At 36.5% G+C, this 24,658-nt stretch carries 24 protein-coding genes; 7 read left to right on the forward strand and 17 right to left on the reverse strand.

Going from position 1 to position 24,658, the window contains the following annotated elements:
- Nucleotides 1-33 precede the first annotated feature (33 nt).
- Nucleotides 34-957: a hypothetical protein gene (locus tag IBX42_RS00840; protein WP_294927357.1), complete on the forward strand. Its 924-nt coding sequence runs from the start codon at nt 34-36 to the stop codon at nt 955-957.
- Between the two features lie 8 nt (nt 958-965).
- Here the strand turns inward: IBX42_RS00840 and dnaG are convergent, their stop codons facing one another.
- A complete protein-coding gene (gene dnaG / locus IBX42_RS00845; protein ID WP_294927547.1) occupies nt 966-2,618 on the reverse strand; it encodes a DNA primase in 1,653 nt (550 codons plus the stop codon).
- A gap of 436 nt (nt 2,619-3,054) precedes the next feature.
- Here dnaG and rpsU point away from each other — a divergent pair, with 436 nt between their 5' ends.
- Nucleotides 3,055-3,267: a 30S ribosomal protein S21 gene (rpsU, locus tag IBX42_RS00850; protein WP_011371658.1), complete on the forward strand. Its 213-nt coding sequence runs from the start codon at nt 3,055-3,057 to the stop codon at nt 3,265-3,267.
- A 43-nt stretch (nt 3,268-3,310) separates the two neighbouring features.
- Here rpsU and dgt read toward each other — a convergent pair whose 3' ends face one another.
- From dgt to IBX42_RS00890, 8 genes are read right to left on the reverse strand one after another with little or no spacing between them, the layout of a single operon-like run.
- Nucleotides 3,311-4,408 (reverse strand): dGTP triphosphohydrolase, encoded by a 1,098-nt coding sequence (gene dgt / locus IBX42_RS00855; RefSeq protein WP_294927359.1) that lies wholly within the window; start codon nt 4,406-4,408, stop codon nt 3,311-3,313.
- A gap of 14 nt (nt 4,409-4,422) precedes the next feature.
- Nucleotides 4,423-5,586, reverse strand: coding sequence for a GGDEF domain-containing protein (locus IBX42_RS00860; protein ID WP_294927362.1), 1,164 nt, complete (start codon nt 5,584-5,586; stop codon nt 4,423-4,425).
- Nucleotides 5,587-5,623: 37 nt separating this feature from the next.
- Nucleotides 5,624-6,181 carry an alkylphosphonate utilization protein gene (locus tag IBX42_RS00865; protein ID WP_294927365.1) on the reverse strand — a complete coding sequence of 186 codons (558 nt, stop codon included), beginning with the start codon at nt 6,179-6,181 and terminating at the stop codon, nt 5,624-5,626.
- Nucleotides 6,182-6,194: 13 nt separating this feature from the next.
- Entirely contained in the window at nt 6,195-6,407 is a 213-nt protein-coding gene (locus tag IBX42_RS00870; protein ID WP_294927367.1) for a hypothetical protein, read from the reverse strand.
- Nucleotides 6,408-6,411: 4 nt separating this feature from the next.
- The gene (locus tag IBX42_RS00875) at nt 6,412-7,245 is read right to left on the reverse strand and encodes an FAD-dependent thymidylate synthase (RefSeq protein ID WP_294927369.1); all 834 of its coding nucleotides are present in this window, start codon (nt 7,243-7,245) and stop codon (nt 6,412-6,414) included.
- Nucleotides 7,246-7,295: 50 nt separating this feature from the next.
- Nucleotides 7,296-7,934, reverse strand: coding sequence for a protein-L-isoaspartate(D-aspartate) O-methyltransferase (locus IBX42_RS00880; RefSeq protein WP_294927372.1), 639 nt, complete (start codon nt 7,932-7,934; stop codon nt 7,296-7,298).
- Nucleotides 7,927-8,670, reverse strand: a complete 744-nt coding sequence (locus IBX42_RS00885) for a carbon-nitrogen hydrolase family protein (RefSeq protein WP_294927375.1) — start codon at nt 8,668-8,670, stop codon at nt 7,927-7,929. Before IBX42_RS00885 ends, IBX42_RS00880 begins: the two co-directional genes overlap by 8 nt.
- Nucleotides 8,654-9,676, reverse strand: coding sequence for a ribonucleotide-diphosphate reductase subunit beta (locus tag IBX42_RS00890; RefSeq protein WP_294927378.1), 1,023 nt, complete (start codon nt 9,674-9,676; stop codon nt 8,654-8,656). The genes IBX42_RS00885 and IBX42_RS00890 overlap by 17 nt, the downstream gene beginning before the upstream one ends.
- 226 nt (nt 9,677-9,902) lie before the next feature.
- Here IBX42_RS00890 and IBX42_RS00895 point away from each other — a divergent pair, with 226 nt between their 5' ends.
- Nucleotides 9,903-10,754: a bifunctional methionine sulfoxide reductase B/A protein gene (locus IBX42_RS00895; protein WP_294927549.1), complete on the forward strand. Its 852-nt coding sequence runs from the start codon at nt 9,903-9,905 to the stop codon at nt 10,752-10,754.
- Nucleotides 10,755-10,772: 18 nt separating this feature from the next.
- Here the strand turns inward: IBX42_RS00895 and IBX42_RS00900 are convergent, their stop codons facing one another.
- A complete protein-coding gene (locus IBX42_RS00900) occupies nt 10,773-11,039 on the reverse strand; it encodes a hypothetical protein (RefSeq protein WP_294927381.1) in 267 nt (88 codons plus the stop codon).
- A gap of 111 nt (nt 11,040-11,150) precedes the next feature.
- Nucleotides 11,151-12,953: a translational GTPase TypA gene (gene typA / locus IBX42_RS00905; RefSeq protein WP_294927384.1), complete on the reverse strand. Its 1,803-nt coding sequence runs from the start codon at nt 12,951-12,953 to the stop codon at nt 11,151-11,153.
- Nucleotides 12,954-13,093: 140 nt separating this feature from the next.
- Here typA and IBX42_RS00910 point away from each other — a divergent pair, with 140 nt between their 5' ends.
- Complete coding sequence (locus IBX42_RS00910; RefSeq protein WP_294927387.1) at nt 13,094-14,344, forward strand: CCA tRNA nucleotidyltransferase; 1,251 nt, start codon at nt 13,094-13,096, stop codon at nt 14,342-14,344.
- A gap of 72 nt (nt 14,345-14,416) precedes the next feature.
- Here the strand turns inward: IBX42_RS00910 and queF are convergent, their stop codons facing one another.
- The 5 genes from queF to dnaA all read right to left on the reverse strand — a co-directional run bounded on the left by queF (nt 14,417) and on the right by dnaA (nt 21,320).
- The gene (gene queF / locus IBX42_RS00915; protein WP_294927390.1) at nt 14,417-14,794 is read right to left on the reverse strand and encodes a preQ(1) synthase; all 378 of its coding nucleotides are present in this window, start codon (nt 14,792-14,794) and stop codon (nt 14,417-14,419) included.
- Nucleotide 14,795: 1 nt separating this feature from the next.
- Nucleotides 14,796-16,214, reverse strand: coding sequence for a GGDEF domain-containing protein (locus IBX42_RS00920; protein WP_294927393.1), 1,419 nt, complete (start codon nt 16,212-16,214; stop codon nt 14,796-14,798).
- A 14-nt stretch (nt 16,215-16,228) separates the two neighbouring features.
- Complete coding sequence (gene gyrB / locus IBX42_RS00925) at nt 16,229-18,538, reverse strand: DNA topoisomerase (ATP-hydrolyzing) subunit B (RefSeq protein WP_294927396.1); 2,310 nt, start codon at nt 18,536-18,538, stop codon at nt 16,229-16,231.
- Nucleotides 18,539-18,777: 239 nt separating this feature from the next.
- Entirely contained in the window at nt 18,778-19,845 is a 1,068-nt protein-coding gene (gene dnaN, locus IBX42_RS00930; protein ID WP_294927397.1) for a DNA polymerase III subunit beta, read from the reverse strand.
- A gap of 167 nt (nt 19,846-20,012) precedes the next feature.
- A complete protein-coding gene (gene dnaA / locus IBX42_RS00935) occupies nt 20,013-21,320 on the reverse strand; it encodes a chromosomal replication initiator protein DnaA (RefSeq protein ID WP_294927400.1) in 1,308 nt (435 codons plus the stop codon).
- 162 nt (nt 21,321-21,482) lie between these two features.
- Between dnaA and ruvC the strand changes: the two genes are divergently transcribed.
- The 3 genes from ruvC (at nt 21,483) to IBX42_RS00950 (ending at nt 23,359) form a co-directional block, all read left to right on the forward strand.
- Nucleotides 21,483-21,962, forward strand: coding sequence for a crossover junction endodeoxyribonuclease RuvC (gene ruvC, locus IBX42_RS00940; RefSeq protein ID WP_294882051.1), 480 nt, complete (start codon nt 21,483-21,485; stop codon nt 21,960-21,962).
- A 76-nt stretch (nt 21,963-22,038) separates the two neighbouring features.
- The gene (locus IBX42_RS00945; RefSeq protein ID WP_294927402.1) at nt 22,039-23,004 is read left to right on the forward strand and encodes a PAS domain-containing protein; all 966 of its coding nucleotides are present in this window, start codon (nt 22,039-22,041) and stop codon (nt 23,002-23,004) included.
- A 43-nt stretch (nt 23,005-23,047) separates the two neighbouring features.
- Complete coding sequence (locus IBX42_RS00950; protein ID WP_294927405.1) at nt 23,048-23,359, forward strand: pyrimidine/purine nucleoside phosphorylase; 312 nt, start codon at nt 23,048-23,050, stop codon at nt 23,357-23,359.
- Nucleotides 23,360-23,374: 15 nt separating this feature from the next.
- Here the strand turns inward: IBX42_RS00950 and IBX42_RS00955 are convergent, their stop codons facing one another.
- Complete coding sequence (locus tag IBX42_RS00955) at nt 23,375-24,652, reverse strand: citrate synthase (RefSeq protein WP_294927408.1); 1,278 nt, start codon at nt 24,650-24,652, stop codon at nt 23,375-23,377.
- Nucleotides 24,653-24,658 lie beyond the last annotated feature (6 nt).

The raw sequence follows: 24,658 nt of genomic DNA on the forward strand, positions 1-24,658 counted from the left end.
AACTAAATTTTAAAAACCTCATTAGGACATCTTATGCCAATCAGCCAAATAACTCTCAAACACAACAAACATCGTATTCATCCATGTCCTAATGATAAAAAATTATCACTTCTCAACTTGCTAATAGAGCAAAACGGCGACCTTGATATTTTAGTTGCAACAGCACAAAACAGCAGTTTGATAAAAGAGGCACTTAAAAATGAGAATATTAAAGTTCTTGATGACAGTGAACTCTCGGGGATGCCTGAACTTAAATGCGAACTTCTTATAAGTTATGATTTACCGGGAGATGCTTCAGTGTACCTCTCAAGAGTAGCCAAAGCTACGGACAGTGCGGTTGTTCTGCTTGACATTAGTGAGCAAAAAGAGCTCTACCCCATAGAGACTCTTCTAAAGAGAGTTATCAAGCAAGAGATTGTTGAGGGTTTTGAGTATGAAGAGCAGAAGATGGTAATAGCTCAGCCTGCTCAAAAGAGAGAGTATGCTTTCAAAACCGACTCTAGCGAGAAACCAAAGTACGATAAAAAACCATTTGACAAACCTAAATATGAAAAAAAGAGTTCGGATAGACCAAAATATGACAAACCAAAAAGAGACGGCGAAAAATCAGAGCGCAAAGTATTTGAAAAACCAAATTACGATAAGTCAAAAAAAGATGAGAAAAAACCTGATTATAAATCTTTTGACAAACCAAAGTATGACAAGCCAAAATTTGATAAACCTCGAAGAGATGACGAAAATAAAGAGGAAAAATTTAATAAATTTGCAAAGTCAGATAAAAAACCAAGTAAATATTTAGGCAAAGATGAAAACGGAAAGGCAAAATTTTCTGGCAAAAGCAAAGAGAGAAATCACCGCCATGACGGAAAACCTAGAGAGACGCAAGAAGCGCCAAAGAATGTTGGAAGAAAGATATCTATAAAAGAGCGTAAGCCCAAGGAAACACCCGAGTCATAACTGAGTTATTAGCTATTAAAAGCGACCAGTTCGCCTTTTTTTAGCTGCGAGATTTTGCCTTTGTATCTACGGATAAAAAAGGCTTTTTGCTCAAAAGAGATATCTTTTTGCGTGTTGACCTTTTTATACTCCCTCTCATAATGCTTCATCAAAAAAGAGATTAATTCCGCCCTTAGCGCCTCCTCATTTTTTAGCGCCCTTATCTGTTCATCCACAGAAATTGCCATCAGCAGAGGTTCATCAAATTTTCCTCTAAGTGCCAATGCAAACTCATGCGAGTGAAACTGCAAGAGTGATGGGTCTAAAACATCTAGTATCTGCTCTATAAATTCTGGATGCTCTAAAACCGTTTTTATGAGTGTAAGCTCCCACATATCCTTATGACGGCTTCTATCATCAACAGATTTGTTGGTGTTAGTGTTAGCTTGGTTAGTCAATCTTACAAATGAGGGATTGATTCCCAATCTTTGCGCTAAATATGTTTTATATCTATCTTGGAGCATAGCAGAGAGGGTTTTAAGATAGCCGATTGCCTCTTGCATGCACACCTCTTTTGCTTTTGGGTCTGAGAGATTGTAAAGAGAGAGTATCTCATCTATAACAAACTCTATAAAAGGCTGAGGAGTTCTAAACATCTCTGAAAGCTCCTCTATTGCACCCTTTTGTACCATATCCGCAGGATCTAAACCTGCACCGAATATAACAACTCCGCCGCTAAATCCGCTTGCGCTCAAAAGTTTTGAGGCTTTAAGCGCCGCCACACGCCCCGCTTTATCTCCGTCATACGCCATGACAACCTCAGGCTCCCCCTTTCTTAAAAGAGGCAGGTGCTCAGCCGTGAGTGCGGTACCAAGCGTTGCGACAGCGTTATCAAATCCCGCCTGATGCAGCATAATAACATCAAGATAGCCCTCTGTTATAACAATCTGTTTTGTTTTATGTATGCTCTGCCTTGCAAGATGATACGCATACAAAAGACGAGATTTATTAAAATATGGAGTTTCTGGAGAGTTTACATACTTTGCCTGATGTCCCGTTATGGTTCTGCCGCCAAAACCCACTATAGCACCGTTTGCGGAGTGAATCGGAAACATTATGCGTTCTATAAACCTAGCATAACTCTTTGCTCCATCACTTCCTATTACACCCATCTCAATTGCTTCACTCATATTTAAAAGTTCAGATTTTATATAGTTTATCGTGCTATTTGAATCAGGTGCATAGCCTATAAAAAACTTCTCCATGCTGCTATCATAGATACCGCGCTCTTTGAGGTAAGAGAGTGCTGTTGGATTTTTGGTAAGCAGGTATTGATACCAGCTATTTATTTTTTCCATAAACTGTGAACGTGGTTTGTTCTTTTTTTCCTCACTGTAGGAGAGAGAGAAGTTGTGTGAAGAGGCGAGCTTCTCAAGAGCTTCTGGATAATTAAGCTTCTCATACTCCATAACAAACTTAATGCCATCACCGCCTGCGCCGCATCCAAAACAGTGGTATATCTGCTTAGAGGGGCTTACTACAAATGAAGCTGTTTTTTCATCATGAAAAGGGCATGGAGCTTTATAGTTTGCACCCGCTTTTCTAAGTTCCACGTATGAACCTACTACGTCAACAATGTCAAGTCGTGCTTTTAGGGCTTCTATGGAGTCTTGGGTAATCATGTGCGAATTATACAAAAATGTTCGTTAAAGAGAGTTTGGAAAAAGGTAGATGGAGGTCACCAAAACAGGTCACACTAAGACCTATTTTAGAAGGAGAAATAAAATTTGAGATATCGGTAAATATCTCTACTCTCATGATCCGGTCAATCAATCTGAGTATTTGACTTCGGTATTGAAATAAACAATACTCTAAGCTTGGAGGACACCCAACGCTGCAACACGGCTAAAATGAACATAATTCATTTAACTTCCTCTGGCAAGAACGCATTACGCTCTTAAACTTTTAAATCGGACGAATCTTATCTGATTTAGAATTGAGACTCATTGATTTGTATCAATTTTAAGAAAAATCTCTATCTCACTAATATAAAATTTTAGTTGAAGATATTTATGATACAATTCGACTCCAAATTTTAAAGAAAGTAGGTGATGTGATATGCCAGGTATCGTACTACGCAGTGATGATAATTTTGATGCATCTTACCGCCGTTTCAAGAAGCAGACTGACCGTAACTTAATTGTTACTGAAGCTCGTGCTCGTCGTTTCCACGAAACGAAAACTGAAAAGCGCAAGAAATTCTTAATTGCATCTCGTAAGAAAATGCTCAAGCGTCTTTATATGATGAGACGCTACGAATCACGCCTCTAATATAAGCCTTCGGGCTTATATTTTTTTTAGTCTTCAACTTTAACTACAGTTTCCCATACATCTCATTATAAAAAGACAACGCATGTCTATCGCTCATTGAAGCTATATAGTCGGCTATAACCCTATGTTTATTTCTGCTTTGCAGTTGAGCTCGGTAAAAATTCGGCAACATCTTAGGCTCTTCGTTTAATCCGCTATATAGGCCTCGTATTGCCTGTTTTCCTGCAAACATCTTTATCATTATATCTTTATGCTGATAGAGCTTTGAGAAGAGGATTTTTTTGAGTTTTTTTATCTCTGTCTCAAGTTTTGGCTCAAAACCGATAGGAAGCTCGCTCTTGCTGTCAAGTGTTGCACATAGTACCCTGGAGTTATCCACCCTCTCTTTTGAGTACTCTATAAGCGAATAAACAAGACGGTTGATTAGGTGCGAGACAAAACGGTATCTAAACATCTCATCGTCACGCTCTTCTACACCCTCGTTTTTTACCTTCTGGAGTATCTCTTTTATCAAATCACTCTCTTGCAGATCATCAAAACTAATCAATCCTGAATTCACACCGTCATCTATATCATGGGTTATATATGCTATCTCATCTGCGCGATCAACTATCATTGCCTCGATGCTGGGATGGGTATTGAGATTGAACTGCTCATCTATAACTGGAGGAAGAAAACTTTTTTTGTATGGATATGAGTGCTTAAGAATCCCCTCTAGAGTTGCGAAGGTAAGATTTAGACCGCTAAATCCATTGTATCTCTTCTCAAGCGATGAGACGACCCTAAAGCTTTGAAAATTATGCTCAAAACCGTTGCCAAATCCCTCCTGCTTCAAACACTCATCAAGCGTATCTCCGCCGATATGACCAAAAGGCGTGTGCCCCAAGTCATGCGAAAGAGCAATCGCTTCGGCGAGAGATTCGTTGAGTCCCAGATGAGAAGTTATAGAGCGGGCAATTTGGGATACCTCTATAGAGTGTGTAAGACGCGTGCGAAAAAAGTCACCCTCTTGATTTAAAAAAACCTGCGTTTTATACTCTAACTTTCTAAAACTTCCCGAGTGAATAACCCTGTCTCTATCTCTTGCATAGGGATTTCTAAAATCTTCGTCTATATTGTAAAATCTATTATGCGCTTGCATTTCATACCTCTGTTTTAAGCTTTTATAACTTGGTTTCTTCCTGCTTTTTTTGCCTTGTATAAGGCATTGTCTGCTCTTTTCATAACTGCAAACGGATCTCTGTCCTTTGAGCTTTTTTGCACAACGCCGGATGAGATATTTACATATATTGTCTTAGAGCTTTTTTTATTTCTGATGCTAAAGGGGCTCTTTGCGATTGCATCTCTTAATATATCCGTATGAGTGTATGACTCATCTGCATCTTTTGAAGGAAAAAGAAGTACAAACTCTTCTCCTCCGTATCTATAAGCTTTTCCGCCTCCGCCTACATTTGCCAGTCTTGAAGCGACCATCTTTAAGACCTCATCACCCGTATCGTGTCCGTATGTATCGTTAAACTTTTTAAAATGGTCAATATCTATCATAGCAAGTGAGTACTTCATTCCTAATTTTGCCATATCTTCTACCAGTGCTCTTCTCCCCGGAAGCGATGTAAGTTCATCGTAAAAAGCAAGGCGGTATGACTCTCTTATGAGCAAAATAAAAATAATTACACCGATTGCCAACATTGAGAGATCGTAGGCATGAGCTGTTTTTATAAAATATAAACCCGCGTAAAAAGTCACGGTTATTACGAAAAAAGAGCTGTTGTAAATTAGATACCTATTAAATATCAAAAGCGCACCCATTATAAATAGCACAAAGATTCCTATAGCAAACGAGAGATCCTGCAGCGGATAAAAAGAAGCAGCAAAGAGTTTTATCTTAAACAGAGCTATTAAACTATCGTTTGGATTAACTACCAGGTATGATACGACTCCTATCTCAAGTAAAAAAAAGAGTATCTTTAAGATGCCCCAGATAGAGAAGAGTCCTCTCTCCCTCAGAGATAAAAATATAAGAAGATGAAGCGGATAAAGCAAAGAGACATATAAGAAGAGATCTGTTGCTTTTTTTGCGCTCAAATACTCAAACCCTGCATTTACTAACAGCAGCGGTACGACAATAAAAATAAATCTATTGCGGTTAAAGTGCCAAGAAACCCATAAAATAAGCACGCTTATGCCATAAAAAAGATATGGAACCAGATTAAATATAATCTCGGGTATCTTGGCTTCGTAATATGCGATAAAGAGAAATAGCAAAAATATAAAAAACGGTATTGATATATTTAGGAGTACTGATTTCAAAGAGTTCATATATTCCTTTTATATAAGCTTACCACTAGGCACTAAATTAGGCTTTTTTCAAAAACTCTGTTTTTAGGTAAATTTTTGTTCCGTTTACACGCCCCTCTACATGACCCTCTACGTCTTGTGGAATTGTGATATTTTTAACCATAGTACCTCTTTTTGCAGTAAAGCCGGCACCCTTAACCTCTAAATCTTTAATGATTACAACACTGTCGCCAGCATTTAAGACAACTCCATTGGAGTCTTTTACCACCGTACTCTCGGAAGCACCCTTAAAGCCGGCCTGGGCCCAGTTTTTCACATCCTCCTCCATGTACATCATATCAACCAAATCTTCTCTTCCAAGAGCCTTTAGAAGTCTGTATGACATAACTACAACTGCAGGAACTTCGCTCCACATACTGTCATTGAGGCAGTTAAAATGCGTCTCATCCATCTTATCAGGGTTTTGGATCTGCTCTTTACATGTTGCACATACATATATCGACTGCTCTGCGCTTGCGTCAGATGGCGCTACTTCTAATGCGCTAAGCCCTTCGCTGCTTCCACAAAGTTCACAAACGCCGCCACTTCTGGCTTCTAACTCTTTTTCTACGCTCATATTCTCTCCTATCTTATTTTTTAAACTCTAATATCTCTTCATTGCTTGCAGGTTTTCTTTTCGTATTGTCAAAAGCTTTTTGCGCCTCTTCTTCATTGTAGTTTCTACACTCCTCAATTTTTTGAGGGTTATCATTCGGTCCGATATTCTCACACATTGCAGCGTTAAACTCAAAATATGAGCATCCGCTAAAGAGAAAACTTGCTATTAAAATATATTTCCACATAAACTCAACCTTTTTTGATTATTAGATCTAAATATTTCGACGGTGTCTTTCTCATCATCTCTTGCGCAAGCCATCTTATCTGAAAATATGCCGCACCGCTGTCTCTAAGCGTCAAATAATTTTTTAAACTGCGAAGATTGAAAGTAACTATCATATCAACTTTTACGTTATCAGTTATTATATGCTTAAAAGCATCTCCGACATTGCGCTTCTTTTTTCCACTCTCAAGCGCTTCAAAAAGTGCTTTTGGATTCCCACTAAACTCTTCTAAAAACGCAAGTGAGCTTTTTGCTACAGCTATCTCATTGAAATTTTCTACTCTTTGAGATTGGAACTTCAGCTTATCATACATCGCCCCGATTTCAACTCTGTTGTACGCTTCATCACACGTTACAAACATATCAAAACTCAAAACTTTGTCTATAAAAAACTCTCTATCTTCAGCTGTCTGTGAGGCGATAAAAGCGTTGATAACAGAGCTCATGGTATAACGCGTACTTCTAACGCTTATGGCCTGTATACGGTGGCGCGCATGTTCTTGAAGTACGCCCCTGCTGGTTCCTCTTATAAGAAAACTGAGATTTGCATGCTCTAAAATAGAGTGATGAAAATGGGTCCAAGCCAAATCATGAAGCAGATTCGACTCCTCAATTTCATTTATCTTTTGACATGTTGAGTTATCCGGCATACTGCTTTCAATATATCGAATAGCCTCATTTTCACTGTTTTCAAATGAGTCATAACATGTTCTAGCCGCAGCTTCAGCCACACCGATACCGGTCTCTTGCATTAAGACAACTTCTGGCTTTGAGTATTTAATACCGTACATCATTTGCATAGATTTATCCTGCTTTGTATTCATACTATTTTACAACAATAAGCTTAGAGTCACTTCTGAATTCCGTTTAAAATCGGAACAAAATCGCACTCTTCAAGCTCCTCTTTTTGTATGGAGCCGCCCGTTTTTTTAAAACGTGTAATTATCTGTTTTGAGCCTGCCTGCATAGGAGCTATCAAAACTCCGCCTTCACAAAGTTGCTCAAAAATTTTTGAAGGAATCTCTTTTGCCGTTGCCGAAAAAAGGATTCTGTCATACGGAGCATACTGAGTCCAGCCGTTTTGTCCATCATCAAGTCTTGTGTGAATATTAGTAAAACCCAATTTTCTAAAACGCGCTTTTGCCTCTAAAATTAGAGGTTCTATTCTCTCTATGGTAAAAACTCCGCGAAAAAGATGCGACAAAACAGCTGCCTGGTAACCGCTTCCGCAACCTATCTCCAAAACCCTATCTGCACCTTTTGGCTCTAGATATTCCGTCATCTTCGCAACCGTCAAGGGAGAACTTATCCACTGCGATGAACCCATCGGCAGAGCATCCAATTTATATGCGTTATGTCTAAAACCTGCAGGAACAAACTCCTCCCTGCTTGTTTTAGCGATTGCATTTTTAACACTCTCGCTTAAAGAGAATTTCTTGTGACACTCATCCGCTAATTTTGCCGTTTTTGTCGCGGTAATTCTATCCAATCTCTACATCCATATATCGTCTCATTTTAACTATCTCTTTTTCATCATATTTAATCTCTAAACAAGCCATGTTTCCATTTCTCACATCTTCGCCATGCGGAGTTATAATTCCGCTCATCTTTGTACACTCTTCGTTTTGTGAATCGCTTGCAACAACATAGCATTGGTTTATAATGGCAAGTGCCTGCGTCAGTACTTTAAAATGCTCTGTTCTTAAAACTCCCCACCATGAGGGAACGGCTATAACATCGCACCCTTCAAGTTTTTGCCAAAAATCTTTAAAACGGAGTTCAAAGCAGATTAAAATACCAATTTTTATACCATCAATTTCCACAATCCTGATATCATCGCCGCTTCCCTCAGCCATGTATATCTGCTCATCACCAAAACGAAACAGCTTTGCCTTTGCTCTCTCATATACGATTTCACCATTATAAAATATCTTGGCAAAATTGAAAACTTCATCACCTCTTTTCTCAAGCATGCTAAGAATGATTATCTTCTTTTTTGAGGCACTCTTTAGCTCTTTGTTAGCTACATGAGAAAACTCTATCGCCGCATCATAGTTTTCATAGTCAAACCCCGTTAAACAAACTTCGGGAGCGACGATTAGAGATTTTTCGGGAGTTTTATCTACTAACGCCAAAAGTGTTTGCAAGTTAGTGTTATAGTTTTTTGTTGTTTTAAAAAGAAGCGAGCAGAGTCTATATTTGCTCTGCTTAAAAGTCGTCGTCAAAGCTTAAGCTTCCTTTTGAGTAATTGGCAACTGTTCCCTCAAAAAAGTTTGTTTTTTGGTCATTAAACTTTGAGAAATCATCAACCCATTTTATGGGATTTGCTACATTATATAGTTTGGCAAACCCGACGCTTGCGAGTCTGTCATCGGCTAGATATTGTATATACTGCTCTATAATCGAATCCGTAAGACCTAAAACCTGCCCGCCGGTTATATATCTTCCCCAATCCGTCTCAAGTCTGACCGCCTCTTTAAACATCTCTATAACTTCACCCTTAAGCTGCTCACTAAAAAGATCCGGTCTCTCTTTTCTAAGTGAATTTATAAGATTTTGAAAAAGTACCAAATGCGTCACTTCGTCTCTTTGGATAAAGCGGATCATCTGTGCGGAACCGAGCATTTTACCGCTTCTTGCAAGTGTATAAATGTACGCAAAACCGCTGTAAAAGTAGATGCCCTCAAGTATTTGGTTTGCAAAACATGCTTTTACAAAGTTGTGTTCTGTCGGGTTTTTAGAGAGTTCCTCATAAATGGCCGCAATTGCGTCGTTCTTGCTCTTTAGCATCATGTCGCGTCGCCAAAGATCATAAATCTCTTTGGAGTTTGCAGAGATGCTATCAACCATAACGGCATAACTTTGCGAGTGAAGCGCCTCTTCATAAGCCTGACGAACCAAAATAAGATTAATCTCCGGAGATGTTACATAGGGATTTATATTGTCCATAATATTGTTTGTTTGCAGAGAATCCATAAAAATAAGCTGCGAAAGCGCTTTATCATAAGCTGCTTTTTCGACATCGGTAATCTGCTTATAGTCGCTAACGTCGCGTGTCATGTCAACCTCTTTTGGAAACCATGTATTGTTTAACATCATCTCCCAAAGGTTATACGCCCACTGGTATTTTATATCGTTTAGCTCAAATATTCCGGTTGGATTGCCGCCAAATATTCGTCTATCGTTTACACTTTCATTTGATTCAGGATTATATATCTTTTTTCTGTTCATCTCTTCTCCTAAAATTCAGTATAGGATTATATCTTTATGAAGATTTTTTTTTGATAAAAGCAATATTATAAATTTTATTCAAATAAAAAATCTCTATCTTGCATAAAATTTTATAGCGTATAATAGAACAAATCTAAATAAGGAGTAGTGTGTGAAAAATTTTATAGTTTTCATACTCATAATAATTAACATGAATGCATCCGAACTAAAACCATGGAGTTCAAAAATCCAAAAACTTAGCCAAGAGGAGAAAAGTGTAATCATAAACAAAGGTACTGAGCGACCTTTTTCAGGAAAATACACAAATGAAAAATCAAGAGGAGTCTACACATGCAAAGTTTGCGATACTCCGCTTTATGACTCCGGCGATAAGTTCGATTCCGGCTCCGGTTGGCCAAGCTTTGATGATGCCATAGAGAGCGCCATCAAGAGAATCCCCGATGCGGATGGCAGAAGAGTAGAGATAGTCTGTGCAAACTGCGGAGCACATCTGGGTCATGTTTTTGAAGGAGAGGGTTTTACATCCAAAAATACAAGACACTGCGTCAATTCAATATCTCTTAATCTTGTAAAAAAGCCGGACATTAAAGATGAAAACCTCTCCTATGCCTATTTTGCGGGAGGATGTTTTTGGGGAGTAGAGTACTATCTGCAAAAGCTTAATGGCGTAAAAGAGGTAATCTCAGGATTTATGGGCGGGCATATAAAAAACCCGAGCTACTACGAGGTTGTCCGATCAAACACTGGACATCTTGAAGCTGTGGAAGTCATTTATGACAGCAATGTAATCTCATACGAAGAGATTGCTAAAACCTTTTTTGAGATTCACGATCCGACTCAAACAAATGGGCAGGGTCCAGACATTGGAGAGCAGTATCTCTCCGCAGTATTCATAAGCAGTGAAGAGGAGAGAGAAATAGTTGAGACTCTTATTGAAAAGCTTGAAGCTAACGGATACAGAGTTGCCACAAAAATACTCAACAGTTCTGAGTTTTATGCGGCTGATGAGAGTCATCAAGACTACTATGACAAAAAAGGGAGCGAGCCTTATTGTCACGGGTATGTAAAAAGATTTTAGCGCTTTAAAAAAGCAGCTCTAATCTCCTTGTACCTCTTTTTTTATTTTATGCTCGTCATACCCTTCGTTACCGCGGGATTTACTGAAATCACGTGCAGATTTATCGAGCGACTCTATCACTTCATCTTTGTATTTTGTGGCAGTATTGCCCGTTTCATGTGAATATATTATATAAACACCGACAGCCAAGACAAGAAACATCAGTTTAAAACTATTGCCGCGATAGAGGGCAAAAGCCATTATAGCAACCACAATAAGAGATACTATGTATAGAGTTCCATCCATTGCTTATCCTTTTGAAGTAAATATTTAATATTTTTTTATGGGATAGTATAGCAAAATTAAGATTATTTATGATGAATTTCACACATGTTACCATGTGTGAAAAATAGGAGATTATTTACGAATGTTTCTTTTTCTTTCGCTTTCAGTTAAGAATTTTTTACGAATACGGATGCTCTTAGGCGTTACTTCTAAAAGTTCATCATCCTCTATCCACTCTAATGCACGCTCTAGTGACATGTCACGAGGTGGAATAAGTTTAATCGCTTCGTCTGCCCCGCTTGAACGAACGTTTGACTGTGCTTTTCCTTTGATAGGATTAACCACTAAATCGTTTGAACGTGAGTGCTCACCGATAATCATACCTTCGTATACTTTTGTTTGCGGTCCTATAAAAAGAACTCCACGGTCTTGAATATTGAAAAGTGAATACGCTAAAGTTTCGCCGTTTTCCATACTTATAAGCGCACCGTAACTTCTTGATTCAACGCTTCCGCTGTATGGACGGAAATCCAAGAATGAGTGGTTCATAATACCTTCACCCTTCGTATCTGTCAAGAACTGTCCTCTAAAGCCTATAAGTGCACGAGCCGGAATTTCAAACTCGATTCTTTGGAAGCCTTGTCCCATCGGAACCATAGATTTCATCTCAGCTTTACGCTTGCCAAGTTTTTCAATTACCGAACCGCTTAAGTTTTCTGGAACGTCAATCACTAAATGCTCAAACGGTTCACACTTAACACCTTCAATTTCTCTAACGATTACTTCCGGACGAGATACACCAAATTCGAAATTTTCGCGGCGCATATTTTCAGCAAGAATTGTAATCTGAAGCTCACCACGTCCTGAAACTTTAAATTTACCCTCACCGACAACTTCAAGTTTCATTGCAACGTTAGTCGTCATTTCAAACTCTAAACGCTCTTTTAGTTTGTTTGAAGTTACGTGCTTACCTTCTTGACCGGCAAGTGGTGAATCATTTACAGAAAATACAACTGTTAAAGTTGGCTCTTCAATGTGCATTGGGTCAAGTGGCATAGGATTTTTAGGATCACATACCGTATCTCCAACATCAACAGTCTCTAAACCTGCGAATGCTACTATGTCTCCAGCTTCTGCCTCTTGAATCTCCATACGGTTAAGACCGTGAAAACCAATAAGCTTACTAATTTTACCTTTTACCATTTCACCATCAGCTTTTGCAAGTATAATGTTGTCACCTTTTTTGATAACACCGTTAAAAATACGAGAAATACCTATTTTACCGACATAGTTATCGTAGTCAAGTGTAAATACTTGAGCTTGAGTCGGATTTTCTCTATCACCCTCTGGCTCAGGAATATGCTTTAAAATTGTTTCAAATATGCACTCAAAGTCTCCATCAGGATCCGCCATGTCAAGCTTAGCTATACCATCTCTTGCTGCTGCATAGATAATAGGGAAGTCTTGTTGATCATCAGTTGCACCCATTGCAGCGAATAGGTCAAACATCTCATCTACAACACGATCCGGTTCAGCAGAAGGCTTGTCAATCTTGTTAATAACAACAATCGGCTTTTTACCAAGTGCTAACATCTTCTTAACAACAAACTTAGTTTGAGGCATAACACCCTCATAAGCATCAACAAGAACTAAAACACCATCTACCATCTTAAGAACACGTTCAACTTCTCCACCAAAATCTGCGTGACCCGGAGTGTCAATAATGTTAATCTTATAATCTTTATAACGAATAGCCGTATTCTTAGAAAGAATCGTGATTCCACGCTCTCTTTCTAAATCGTTGCTATCCATTGCTCTTTCATCATGTTGCTCATGAGCTCCATACGTTCCTGACTGTTCTAATAATCCATCAACCAATGTAGTTTTACCATGGTCAACATGGGCTATAACTGCAATATTTCTAATCTTTTGCACGAGGCTTCCTTCTTTGGCTTCTTAAACATGAAACCAAGATAAAAATTTTCGCGATTATACCTTAAATAATGTTATATCTATGTAAAAGTAGTGTTATAATACATTTAAAAGCAAGAGAGTTGTTCATTTTTAGGAGTTATATGATTTATTATCCAAATAAACTAGATACTATTTTTGACAAACTAAAGAGTTACGGTATTAAGCCTATTATTGTTGGCGGGTATATTAGAGACTATCTTGCTAAGATTGAGTCAAAAGATATAGATATTGAAATTTACGGTATATCATCCTTTTCAGAGTTGCAAAATATACTAAAAGAGTTTGGCAGTGTTAATGTCGTAGGAAAAAGTTTTGGGGTTTGTAAACTATACTTTGAAGAGTACGATTTAGACTTCTCATTTCCAAGAATCGACAACAAGGTTCAATCAGGACATCGAGGATTTGAGATATCTATAGACACGACACTTGATTTTGAAACCGCAACATCAAGAAGAGATTTTACGATGAACTCTGTAGGTTATGATGTTATAGAGAGAAAAATATTAGACCCATTCGGCGGAATTAAAGATTTTGAGAACAAAATACTTAAAGCCGTAAATTTAGAGAGTTTTGGCGAGGATCCTCTTAGAGTTTTAAGAGCTGTTCAATTTGCTACAAGATTTGAGCTTAAAATTGAAGATAATCTTTTTTCTATATGTAAAGATATGGTCTTAAGCGGAATGTTAAACGAGCTTCCAAAAGAGAGGATATTTGAGGAGATTAAAAAGCTTCTTCTTTATGCAAAAAAGCCCTCGCGCGGATTTGAACTCTTAAAAGAGTTTGGAAGTGGCTTGTATACTCAAAATATTTCCGTAATTGACGAGGTTGCAAAACAGCGAACAACAAACAATCAAACAAATATTGTTTTGATGTTAGCAGCTCTTTGTTATAACTTTTCTCAAAAAGAGGCACAAGATTTTATAGAAAAAATAACTCATGAAAAAGAGCTTTTACAAAGATCTCTTCTGCTTATAAAAAAACATAGTGAAGTAGAGACTCTTTATGAAAATAGCATAAACGATTATCACCTATACAAACTCGCTGCTGAAGTAAATATAGAAGAACTCCTTATTTTAAGCAGTTCAATCTACTTTGCAAATCACAATTCTGAAATTTACAGAGCCGGCGAAGAGATAAAAAAAAGAGCCAGAGAGCTCAATATACTCAACAAAAAACTTCCAGCCATTTTAATGGGAAGAGATATTTTAAAGTTTGGAGTTGAGCCATCACCTCTCTTTTCAGAGATTTTGAACGAAGCTTATGAAGCTCAAATGCATGGTAAATTTAAAAATTATGACGAGGCTTTTCTCTGGTTAAGAGAATATATATCTCACAAAGCAAGCTTTGTGTAGCTTTAGGGGGTTGCAAGGGACATTTGTCCCTGCCACTAGAATGGGCTTTTGCTCATTCTGGTGTGTAATAAACTAAAGTCTTGAACTGTCTATCTCTATAACAGTATGAACATTCCCTCTAGGATTATAATCAGCCACTATTTTCATATATTTTGGTTTTAATTTTCTCTCTAAAACACTATATATCTCATTTGCACTATTTTCATGAGAGATATGTCTCTCTCTAAATGAGTTTATATAGAGCTTTACAGCTTTTAATTCTACAACCCACTCATCAGGCGTATACTCCAAATATATTGTTGCATAATCAGGATATCCGCTTCTAGGACAAAGACAAGAAAACTCCGGAAGTGTCATCTTTATAAGATAATTTCTCTTATGCTCATTTGGCCAAATTTCCAAATCTTTCTCTACATCAAACTCTTGAATAATTTTTTCACCGTATTTCATACTAACTCCTGTTATTTTCATTTTTATCTAAAGGCGCTATATATCTGCCTTGCATATAATCTATTTTCAACTCCTGCGCTAAAGCGTAACTATTTTGGCTCTCAATCATCTTTACCCATGTTTTAACACCCTTTTCATGTGCCATAACATTAAACCCGCTCACAATACTCTTATACTCTCTCTCATCACTATCTTTTGTGTAATATGAGTCAATTCTTGCAATATCAATATCCAAATCACGCAGATATAAAAAACTTGTATGCAAAGAACCCAGTCTATCTATAGCCACAAGAACTCCCAAATCTCTAAGCTGCTGCAAGATTGCATTAAACTTCTCTATTCTTGGATAATATTCGTTCTCGTTAAATATTAATATAATTCTACTTTTTACACACTCATTTTTTACGAAAACCTCTTTTATCTTTGTTAAAATTGTATAGTTTCTAAGAGAAGTTGGAGAGATCTGTATAGCAAATTTACCGCTGTCGGGTTTTTTGCACATCTTTAATATTTTTTCCAAAACTATTAAATCATAATCACCCATTAATCTCAATTTATCTAAGATTTTCATATAATTCTTTTGATGAAGCAATTTTTTATCTTCTGTTTTTAATTTTACAAAACACTCTTTAAATAGTTCTATTTTATTTTCAAATACACTCTGTGTATATATTAATAGATCTTTTCTTTTAATAGCATTTATAACACTATACTCAAGTTCGTTTGGATTTATATTAACTTCAATACTCTCCATTGCCAATTTTGAATTTCTATTTTTAACCTGGAGTTCAAAAAGATTTTCTATTAAATAATCAATATCCTTTGAAAATACCGTATCGTTAATTGCTCCGGAAATTTGTATCTCAATATCATCAATCTTAAAATCTTCACTTTTTAGGCACAGTAGCTCTAAAATTGTCTTATATTGACTCTTGTCTCCGCTGAGTCCGATAATAAAATCACCACCTTTTATGCGTCCGATAGGAAAGTTATATATATCTTTTGATTTTAGGTAATCAGCTATCCAATCAATTGTTTTAGAGAGTACTTTATCGCCGTTTTTTATACCATAACGACTATTTATCTCATAAAGATTATCAACACTTAAAAGTACAAGTGTATACTCTTTAGACTCATTTATCTCTTTTTTTAGATACTCATACATATACTCTCTTGTAAAAGCTTTTGAGATGCTATCCGTTATTTTAGTATCAAACCCTTTATATATAAGGTAAAAAATAAAATAGATACTAAATACTAAAACTAAAATTGATTCAACGTAAAATGAGGTACTTAAGGTATCTTGGCTGGTTATAAAAGTATGAAGAACTAAAGCAACAACAAGAGCAAAAATAGGAAGTACCATCCTAAGTGCTAACTTAAAACGGTACTCTCTCTCTTTAATCTCCGGAAGTAACATGTAGTACTAAAATGTTAAACATCTAAATGTTTAACGTCTTTTGCATGTGTTTGAATATAGTTACGGCGAGGTTCTACTTCATCACCCATAAAGAGAGTAAATGTATCGCTTGCTAGTTCTGCATCTTCAATCGCAACTTGCAGTAAAACTCTATTTTCAGGTGTCATAGTAGTCTCCCAAAGCTGATCTGGATTCATCTCTCCAAGACCTTTATAGCGTTGGATATATGCACCTTTTTTAGCATAATCGATAATATTATTTAATACTTTCAAAACATCATCTTTGAAATCTAAATTCCAATCTTTTATCTTTGTATAGACATAACTAGCTTCACAAAAGTGCGGTGCTGCAAATAATTCATCATTTATAAATAACTCTTCCATTCCATCTTTTGTCTGTACAAAAATATGAATTGAATCTTCAGTAATTGTTTTTGTAAGGATATTGTTTCCTTTGTTAGTCAAAAACTCTTCGACTTTTTTGTACATACTTTTTATATCAAGACCTATAAGATCAGGATTTTCTATGAAATGGCGTATAAGTTCTACTAGTGCATATCTTCTCTCTAGAGCCTCTAATGAACCTCTGTAGTGATCAACCATTTTAAAGTATGAGACCAAATCGTTGTGTCCTACAGTTTGTTCCTCTAAACACTCTATTCCGTTATCAATTAAAAAGTCATTCATCTGGCGATCATCTTTGAAATAGATCTCTTTTTTGCCTTTTTTATAGCGATAAAGCGGTGGTTGTGCTAGATAGAGATATCCGTTTTCAATAACTTCACGAAAATGACGGAAGAAAAATGTAAGAAGCAGTGTTTGAATATGTGAACCATCAACGTCAGCATCCGTCATGATGATGATTTTATGGTAACGAAGCTTCTCTTCATTATACTCATCACCTATGCCACAGCCCATAGCCGTAATCATATTTGTAATCTCTTCAGATTTTAAAATCTTGTCAAGTCTTGCTTTTTCAACATTTAAAATCTTACCTTTTAGCGGTAAAATTGCTTGAAAAACTCTATCGCGTCCCATCTTTGCAGAGCCGCCCGCAGAGTCGCCCTCCACTAGGTAAAGTTCACAGATAGAAGCGTCTTTGCTTTGACAATCTGCAAGTTTTCCAGGAAGTGTTCCTACACTCATAGAATCTTTTCTACGTGTTAACTCTCTTGCTTTTTTAGCAGCTTCACGACCGCGTGCTGCCATAAGAGATTTTGCAACAATCGATTTTGCTTCGATTGGGTTTTCTTCAAAGTATTTACTTAAAAGTTCATATGTTGCTTTTTGAACTAACGGTCTTACATAAGTATTTCCAAGTTTACCTTTTGTTTGTCCTTCAAATTGAGGCTCTGGAACACGAGCTGAAACAATAGCAATAAGACCCTCACCTGTATCTTCACCGCTTATTTTTATATCTTTCTCTTTAGCGGCTCCGTTTTGAGAGTTGTAGTTTGATATTGCGCGCGTAAGGGCTGCACGAAATCCAGCTTCATGCGTTCCGCCGTTTGGAGTACGTATATTATTTACAAAAGAGTAAATTTTTTCTTCATAAGAGTCGTTGTACATAAGTGCTACGTCAAACTCTATATCTTCAATCTTTGAACTAAATTCAAAAACTTTAGCAACTTCTTGTTTTTTATTTAAATCTGTAACATACTGTGCTATTCCACCTTCAAAATGGTATGTTTGCGAAACATTAGTTTTCTCATCATTAAAATTAATAGTTATGAATGGATTGAGGTATGCAAGTTCTTTAAATCTTCTAGCTAAATAATCAAACTCAAAAATTACTGTTTCAGTAAATATACTAGGATCTGGAGCAAACTCTATTGTAGTACCTGATTTGCGAGTTTTACCTATGCTTTTTAAAGGTTCTTGAGGTATACCTTTTTTAAAGTCCTGCTCATGAATCTCTCCATTTCTATAAATAGTCATTTTTAGATCTGAAGATAGTGCGTTTACAACAGATACACCTACACCATGAAGACCACCGGAAACTTTATAGGTATCTTTATCGAACTTACCACCGGCGTGAAGAACTGTTAAAACAACAGTAGCTGCACTTATCCCTTCGCCTTGATGTATATCGGTAGGAATACCACGACCGTTATCAGATACTTTACATGTACCATTTTTTGTAAGAGTAATATTGATTGTATCACAGTGACCAGCCATCGCTTCATCAATAGAGTTATCAATAACTTCATAGACTAAATGATGTAAACCTCTATGACCTGTATCACCTATGTACATACCAGGTCGTTTACGAACTGCTTCTAATCCCTTTAGGACTTTAATATTACTAGCTCCGTAATTTTCCATTCAATACTCCATTATAACTTTGTTACATAATTGGAGATATTTTATCTAATTTATTCTAAAAGAAAGTTTTATACTATCTGATGTTACACACTAAAACGAACGTGTCCGTTATAGTGGCAGGGATAAATGTCCCTACAACCCCCTGAAGCTACAAAACGAAGTTTCTTTAGAAAAAAACAAGTTTTTTTGAGAACTATAAAGTATTTTTATGTATTTTTTGTAAAGGTGTATTAAATCAGTTAAATAACTATAGGCATTACGACTGTTTTAAAATTACCCTCACTTAAAACAAAAGGAAGATTACTCTCATTTAAACCAATGTTGAACTCTGAGCTGTTTATGCTATTTAAAAAATCTAAAAGATGTCTGCTGTTGATGGCAATAATAAAAGGTGAAGAGAAGCCTGTTTCTTGATTGATTTCAGTTTTTGCTTCTATATTATCATCACTTAGTGATTCAAACGTTATGCTATTTTGTAAAAAAGTTATTTTAACATCTGAAGAGATTGTTGTAATCTGCTTAATAGACTCAATCATTGTAGCTTTTGGAAGAGTTAACGTTTTTGATATCTCTTTAGGAATTATTCTGGAATATTCTGGAAATTTTCCATTTATCAGTTTTGTAAAAAATGTGTATTGCTCAGAATGGATAATAAGATTTGTCTCATCATAGTAAAGCTCTATGTCCTCAAAAAAGAGTTTTTGAATTTCTATTATTGCTTTTCTAGGAATTATTATAGATAACTGATTGCTATTTTGGTTTTTAATATTTACAACTGCCAATCTTCTTGTATCGGTTGATGCAAAGTTAATTCCCTCTTCTTTTATGTCGATAAGCGCACCGTTGAGTTCAAATTTAGGGTTGTTGTTATCAATTGAGGGAGTTATTTTTTTAAGTGAGTCTATTAGTGAGTGTGAATTGATCAGTATACGAGGCTTTCCTTCATAAGCAGGGAAGGACGGGAATTCACTATAAGAGAATGTTGGTAGTTTAAAGCTAGAGTGTGATTGAGAGATATAAAGAGTGTCATTTTTAACTTCTAAAGTAATATCGCCATCTTTTAAGATTCTAACAATATCTAAGAATTTCTTACCGTTTGCTGTAACTGTACCGTCTTGGATAATATTTACTTTGTCTGTTGATACAAAAAGACCTATTTCATAATCTGTAGCTTTAATATTTAATTTTGAATTTGAAACATCCAGTAATAGATGAGACGTAATTTGTGAAGCATCTTTTTTTTCTAAAAACGGTTGAACATGAACCAAAATATTTTCAATGATAGACTTTTGTATCGTTATCTTCATTTGAATCCCTATTTATTATATAAAATTATAGTAGTAGTAGTAGGGGGGAGTGATAATGTGAATATTATCAATTTACTCCTACCACGAGAGCTTTTTAGATGTGATGAACCTTCGGGAGTTTTTTCACATCTATTCACTTAAGTAATTATATCTTTTTTTTATCTTTTTTAAGAAGATGAAGTTATTTTATTGGTTAATTCTTGTATTTTAACCTTGAAATCTTCATCGTTTTGAATGAGTTCGTTTATTTTTTTCAACGTATGACTAATTGCCGTATGATCTTTCATTCCAAAGTACTGTGCAAGCTGCGGCATGGTGTTTTGAGTTAAATCACGACAGAGATAAATTGCAATTCTTCTAGCGTAAACCAGATTTTTACTTCTTCCTTTTGAGCGTATTTCGCTCGGTTTTATATTCAGATCTTTAGCGACATTTTGTGTGATAATATCGAGGGTAAGATTGGCACGATTTTCCTGAAGTTGATCTTTTAAAACACTCTTCGTAAACTGTAAATCTATATCGACATGCATAAGTTGTGAATAGGCATGTAGTTTAGATAAAATCCCCTCAATTTCACGAACATTACTCTCAATTACCGTTGCTATATAATTTATAATATCTTTTGTAAGAATAACTTTATTGATTTTACATTTATTCTCTATAATGGCTATCTTCGTCTCAAGTTCAGGCGGTTGAATATCTGCAACAAGTCCATGCTCAAAGCGGCTTTGAAGTCTTTTTTCAAGTCCCGCTATCTTTTTTGGATGCTTATCAGCTGTTAGTATAATCTGTTTTCCGACTCCCTTTAGAGCTTCAAACGTGTGAAAAAACTCCTCTTGAATCCCCTCTTTATTGCTTAAAAACTGGATATCGTCTATAAGGAGCACGTCGCATTTACGGTATTTCTCTTGGAATCTCTCCATAGTTTTATTTCTTACATGACGTATAAAATCATTTAAAAACTGCTCAACCGTAGTGTAGATAACGATTTTTCCCTGATTTTGAAAAACGTTTCCCGCTGCTTGCATCAGGTGGGTTTTGCCCAAACCGACTCCTCCGTGAATAAAAAGAGGATTGTAGAGAATTCCCGGTTTTTCGCTTACACTCTTTACGGCGGCATAGGCAAACTGGTTGGAGCCTCCGACCATAAAATTTTCAAAAGTGTGTGAAGGATTCAATAGGGAGTGCTGATGTTTCTGCTCTTTTTTATGCTCTGTTTTTTTAGACTCAATCTGGTTTTTAAGTAAAATTTTCACAGTGACATTAGACGAGTCGTGTACTTCAAAAAGATGTTTGATTTTTGAGCTGTATTTGTTTTTTATCCAATTTAAAACCAGAGAGTTTGGAGCATAAAACAGAGCTGTATCACTGGTGGATTTTTTTGTGTCATAAACGAGATGCTTTATATATCTGTTATATTCAATTTCGGGTATCTCTTCTTTTAGCAGAAGCAAAATCTTTTGACCTATATTCACAACTCTTCCTCTATCTCTATTGTATTTGTGAATAATAGCGATTATTGCCATAAATAGAGTTAAAATTATGTGAATAACAAATTTGTGAATATGTGAATAGCTTAAGGACACCCCTAAAATAGTTGCACTATAATACGAAAATATCATGCCAAGAGGATGGAGATGACAATTTTAGGAATAGACCCGGGAACAAGAAAGATGGGTTATGCTCTTATCTCTTTAGAAAAAGGCAAAATAGCATTAATCGAGGCGGGACTTATAAAGATAAAAGCCGAGGAGTTGCAGTTTCAGATACCTCAAATGGTCGAGGCGTTCGAGAGCATATTTAAAAATCACAAGATAGATGAAGTCGCAATTGAAGATATTTTTTATGCGCATAATCCAAAAACAACAATCAAACTAGCACAGTTTCGCGGAGCTATCATGCTTATGCTTCTTCAGCAGTTCGGGCAGTTTAACGAATACACCGCTCTTCAAGTAAAAAAAGCATTAACAGGAAACGGCAAAGCGACAAAAGAGCAGGTAGCTTACATGGCAAAGATGCTTTTAAATATAAAAAAAGAGATAAAACCGCTCGATATAACGGACGCTATCGCCGTTGCCATAACTCACTCCCAAAGAGTAAGGCTTAAGCTGCAGTAATTTCCATCTTGTTATAAATCAAAAAGTAAATTTTTTTAAACAGTATAATTTTGTTATAAAATAGTTAAGGAAAATAATGAATCCATTTGCAAATTTGCCTGAGGGGCACCCGGTAAGAGTCTATTTAGAAGAAAATATGTTAATGAGAGGACTTATTTCAAGCATAAACAGTATAGATATAGTAGAAAATTTTGAAGAGTTTGAAGACAAGTTTAAAAAGCTTTGTCTTGTTGAGAAGCATTTTGCAAGAAAAGAGAACCAACTTTTCCCATATCTTGAAAAGTACGGCTGGACGAGTCCCTCACAAAATATGTGGGCTTTTCACGATGATATAAGAGCAGAGATAAAAACCGCAAGAGCTTTAGTACAAGAGAAAAATATGCCCGCTTTGATGCAGCAGCTACAGGTAGTTTTTACAAACTTAGAACATATCATGCAGGTTGAAGAGGGAAGACTTCTTCCAAATGCGCTAAGCATGCTTGATGAAGATGACTGGAAAGAGATGCGTTCAGGCGATGAGGAGATAGGCTGGATGTTTGATACGCCGCCTGCTGCTTATCCTGCGCATGTAGAGGGTGAATATATCCATCCGTCTCAAGATAAACAGAAGAGAAAATTGCCTTTTTCACTTGAGAACAGAATCAATCTAGAAGAGGGTTACATGCTGCCTGAGCAGATTAACTGGCTTTTGAAGTTTATGCCGGTCGATATCACTTATGTAGATGAAAATGACATTGTTATCTTCTATAACCGCGGTGATGAGAGAGTATTTCCAAGAAGTGCGGGAATTATCGGGCGTGAGGTAAAATTTTGCCATCCTCCGAAATCTGTAGATCAGGTTTTAATGATTTTGCGAGAGTTCAAAGCTGGTCGCAGAGACGAAGCCGAATTTTGGATAACGTTTAAAGGCAAGTTTATTCACATTCGTTACTTTGCTATAAGAGACGATGAAGGTGTTTATAAAGGCGTTATAGAGGTTTCTCAAGATGTTACTCATATCAGAGGTTTAGAGGGTCAGCAGAGATTACTCGATTGGGAATAATTTAGTTACAATGGCAATATTATAAAAGAAGGAGATTTGATTTATGTCATATTTAAATAATGCAAATATAAAAAAAGAGGCAAATATCTACCATGAGGGAAAAGTTACAAGCAGAACTGTCGAGTTTAAAGACGGCAGCGTAAAATCGCTTGGAATTATGTTGCCGGGCGAATATACTTTTGGAACAAAAGAGGCTGAGATAATGGAGATGATGAGTGGAGAGTTGGATATAAAACTTCCAGGGGAAGAGTGGAAAACACTTAAAACTCCAGAGAGTTTTAATGTTCCTGCAAACTCATCATTTGATCTAAGAGTAAAAACCGTTACAGACTATTGCTGTTCATATATTAAATAGTTTTACAACTCCGGATTAATACTCCGGAGTTCTCTCTTTTGGACCTCTATAGAGTTGTCTAGGTCTGGCAATCTTGACTGTTTTTTGTTGATTCAGTTCGCTCCACTGCGCAATCCAACCAGGTGTTCTACCTATTACAAAAATAACCGCAAACATCTCTTTTGGAATTTTTAGTGCTTGAAGAATAAGTCCTGAATAAAAATCTATATTTGGATAGAGATTACGGCTGATAAAATATTCATCATTTAATGCAATCTGCTCTATCTTATTTGCAACCTCAATAAGTTCACTGCTAATGCCTAGCTCTTCAATAAGCTCATTACGGAGATTTTTAAGAATGGTGGCGCGAGGGTCAAAGTTTTTATATACGCGATGTCCAAATCCCATCAGTCTAAATGGGTCATCCTTGTCTTTTGCTTTAGCTATAAACTCATCTACCCTATCAACGGTTCCAATCATCTCTAGCTGACGAATTACACTCTCATTTGCTCCGCCGTGGCTTCTTCCCCACAGAGCGCCTATTCCTGCGCTGATAGCGGCATAAGGGTGCGCATTTGTTGAGGCAAGATTTCTTACGGCGGTAGTCGAGGCATTTTGCTCATGGTCTGCATGGAGGGTAAAGATAGTATCTAGAGCTTTTATCTCTATGGGTTTTAATTCAATATAGTCATGAGGATAAGCTCGCAACATATAAAGAAAGTTTTCGGTAAAACCTTTATTTATATCCGGGTATATAATAGGTAGTCCGTTTGAGTATCTGTATGAAAAAGCGGCAAGCGTAGGGATTTTTGCAACTATTCTGTTTGCCATCTCAGTATACTCCTCAGAGTCTTTTATGTCCAAATGAGTATAGTAAAATGTTGAAAGAGCAGAAACTCCTGCCGAGAGAATTGCCATTGGGTGCGCGGCATCCGGAAAAGAGTCAAATAGTTTTTTTACCCCCTCGTGTACAAATGAGCGTTTTTTCATCTCTAACGCAAAATCAGCCAACTCGCTTTTGTCAGGAATCTCGCCGTTTATAAGAAGGTAAGCAGTATCTAAAAAACTCTTCTTCGTTGCAAGATATGCTATATCGTAGCCTCTGTACATAAGTTTTCCCGCTTCGCCGTCTATATATGTTATGTCGGATTTACATGATGCCGTAGAGGTATAACCCTCATCATAGGTAAACATGTTAGTCTCTTTGTAGAGCGTTGAGATATCGATAACTGAGGGTCCGACGCTTGCATCTAGTATGGGAAACTCATAACTTTTTCCATCACGATTGTTTGTTAGTGTTACTGTATCTTTCATACCATA

Source organism: Sulfurimonas sp. (assembly GCF_014859695.1).
Taxonomy (GTDB): Bacteria; Campylobacterota; Campylobacteria; order Campylobacterales; family Sulfurimonadaceae; genus Sulfurimonas.

Coding starts and splice junctions, on each gene's coding strand:
- IBX42_RS00890 (WP_294927378.1), bottom strand. CDS start 9,676: ATGAACAGAAAAAAGATATATAATCCTGAATCAAATGAAAGTGTAAAC.
- dnaG (WP_294927547.1), bottom strand. CDS start 2,618: ATGATTACCCAAGACTCCATAGAAGCCCTAAAAGCACGACTTGACATT.
- dgt (WP_294927359.1), bottom strand. CDS start 4,408: ATGCAAGCGCATAATAGATTTTACAATATAGACGAAGATTTTAGAAAT.
- IBX42_RS00870 (WP_294927367.1), bottom strand. CDS start 6,407: ATGTGGAAATATATTTTAATAGCAAGTTTTCTCTTTAGCGGATGCTCA.
- ruvC (WP_294882051.1), top strand. CDS start 21,483: ATGACAATTTTAGGAATAGACCCGGGAACAAGAAAGATGGGTTATGCT.
- IBX42_RS00950 (WP_294927405.1), top strand. CDS start 23,048: ATGTCATATTTAAATAATGCAAATATAAAAAAAGAGGCAAATATCTAC.
- IBX42_RS00920 (WP_294927393.1), bottom strand. CDS start 16,214: ATGTTACTTCCGGAGATTAAAGAGAGAGAGTACCGTTTTAAGTTAGCA.
- IBX42_RS00840 (WP_294927357.1), top strand. CDS start 34: ATGCCAATCAGCCAAATAACTCTCAAACACAACAAACATCGTATTCAT.
- IBX42_RS00945 (WP_294927402.1), top strand. CDS start 22,039: ATGAATCCATTTGCAAATTTGCCTGAGGGGCACCCGGTAAGAGTCTAT.
- gyrB (WP_294927396.1), bottom strand. CDS start 18,538: ATGGAAAATTACGGAGCTAGTAATATTAAAGTCCTAAAGGGATTAGAA.
- IBX42_RS00910 (WP_294927387.1), top strand. CDS start 13,094: ATGATTTATTATCCAAATAAACTAGATACTATTTTTGACAAACTAAAG.
- IBX42_RS00865 (WP_294927365.1), bottom strand. CDS start 6,181: ATGAGCGTAGAAAAAGAGTTAGAAGCCAGAAGTGGCGGCGTTTGTGAA.
- rpsU (WP_011371658.1), top strand. CDS start 3,055: ATGCCAGGTATCGTACTACGCAGTGATGATAATTTTGATGCATCTTAC.
- IBX42_RS00900 (WP_294927381.1), bottom strand. CDS start 11,039: ATGGATGGAACTCTATACATAGTATCTCTTATTGTGGTTGCTATAATG.
- IBX42_RS00875 (WP_294927369.1), bottom strand. CDS start 7,245: ATGCAAATGATGTACGGTATTAAATACTCAAAGCCAGAAGTTGTCTTA.
- queF (WP_294927390.1), bottom strand. CDS start 14,794: ATGAAATACGGTGAAAAAATTATTCAAGAGTTTGATGTAGAGAAAGAT.
- IBX42_RS00955 (WP_294927408.1), bottom strand. CDS start 24,652: ATGAAAGATACAGTAACACTAACAAACAATCGTGATGGAAAAAGTTAT.
- dnaN (WP_294927397.1), bottom strand. CDS start 19,845: ATGAAGATAACGATACAAAAGTCTATCATTGAAAATATTTTGGTTCAT.
- IBX42_RS00860 (WP_294927362.1), bottom strand. CDS start 5,586: ATGAACTCTTTGAAATCAGTACTCCTAAATATATCAATACCGTTTTTT.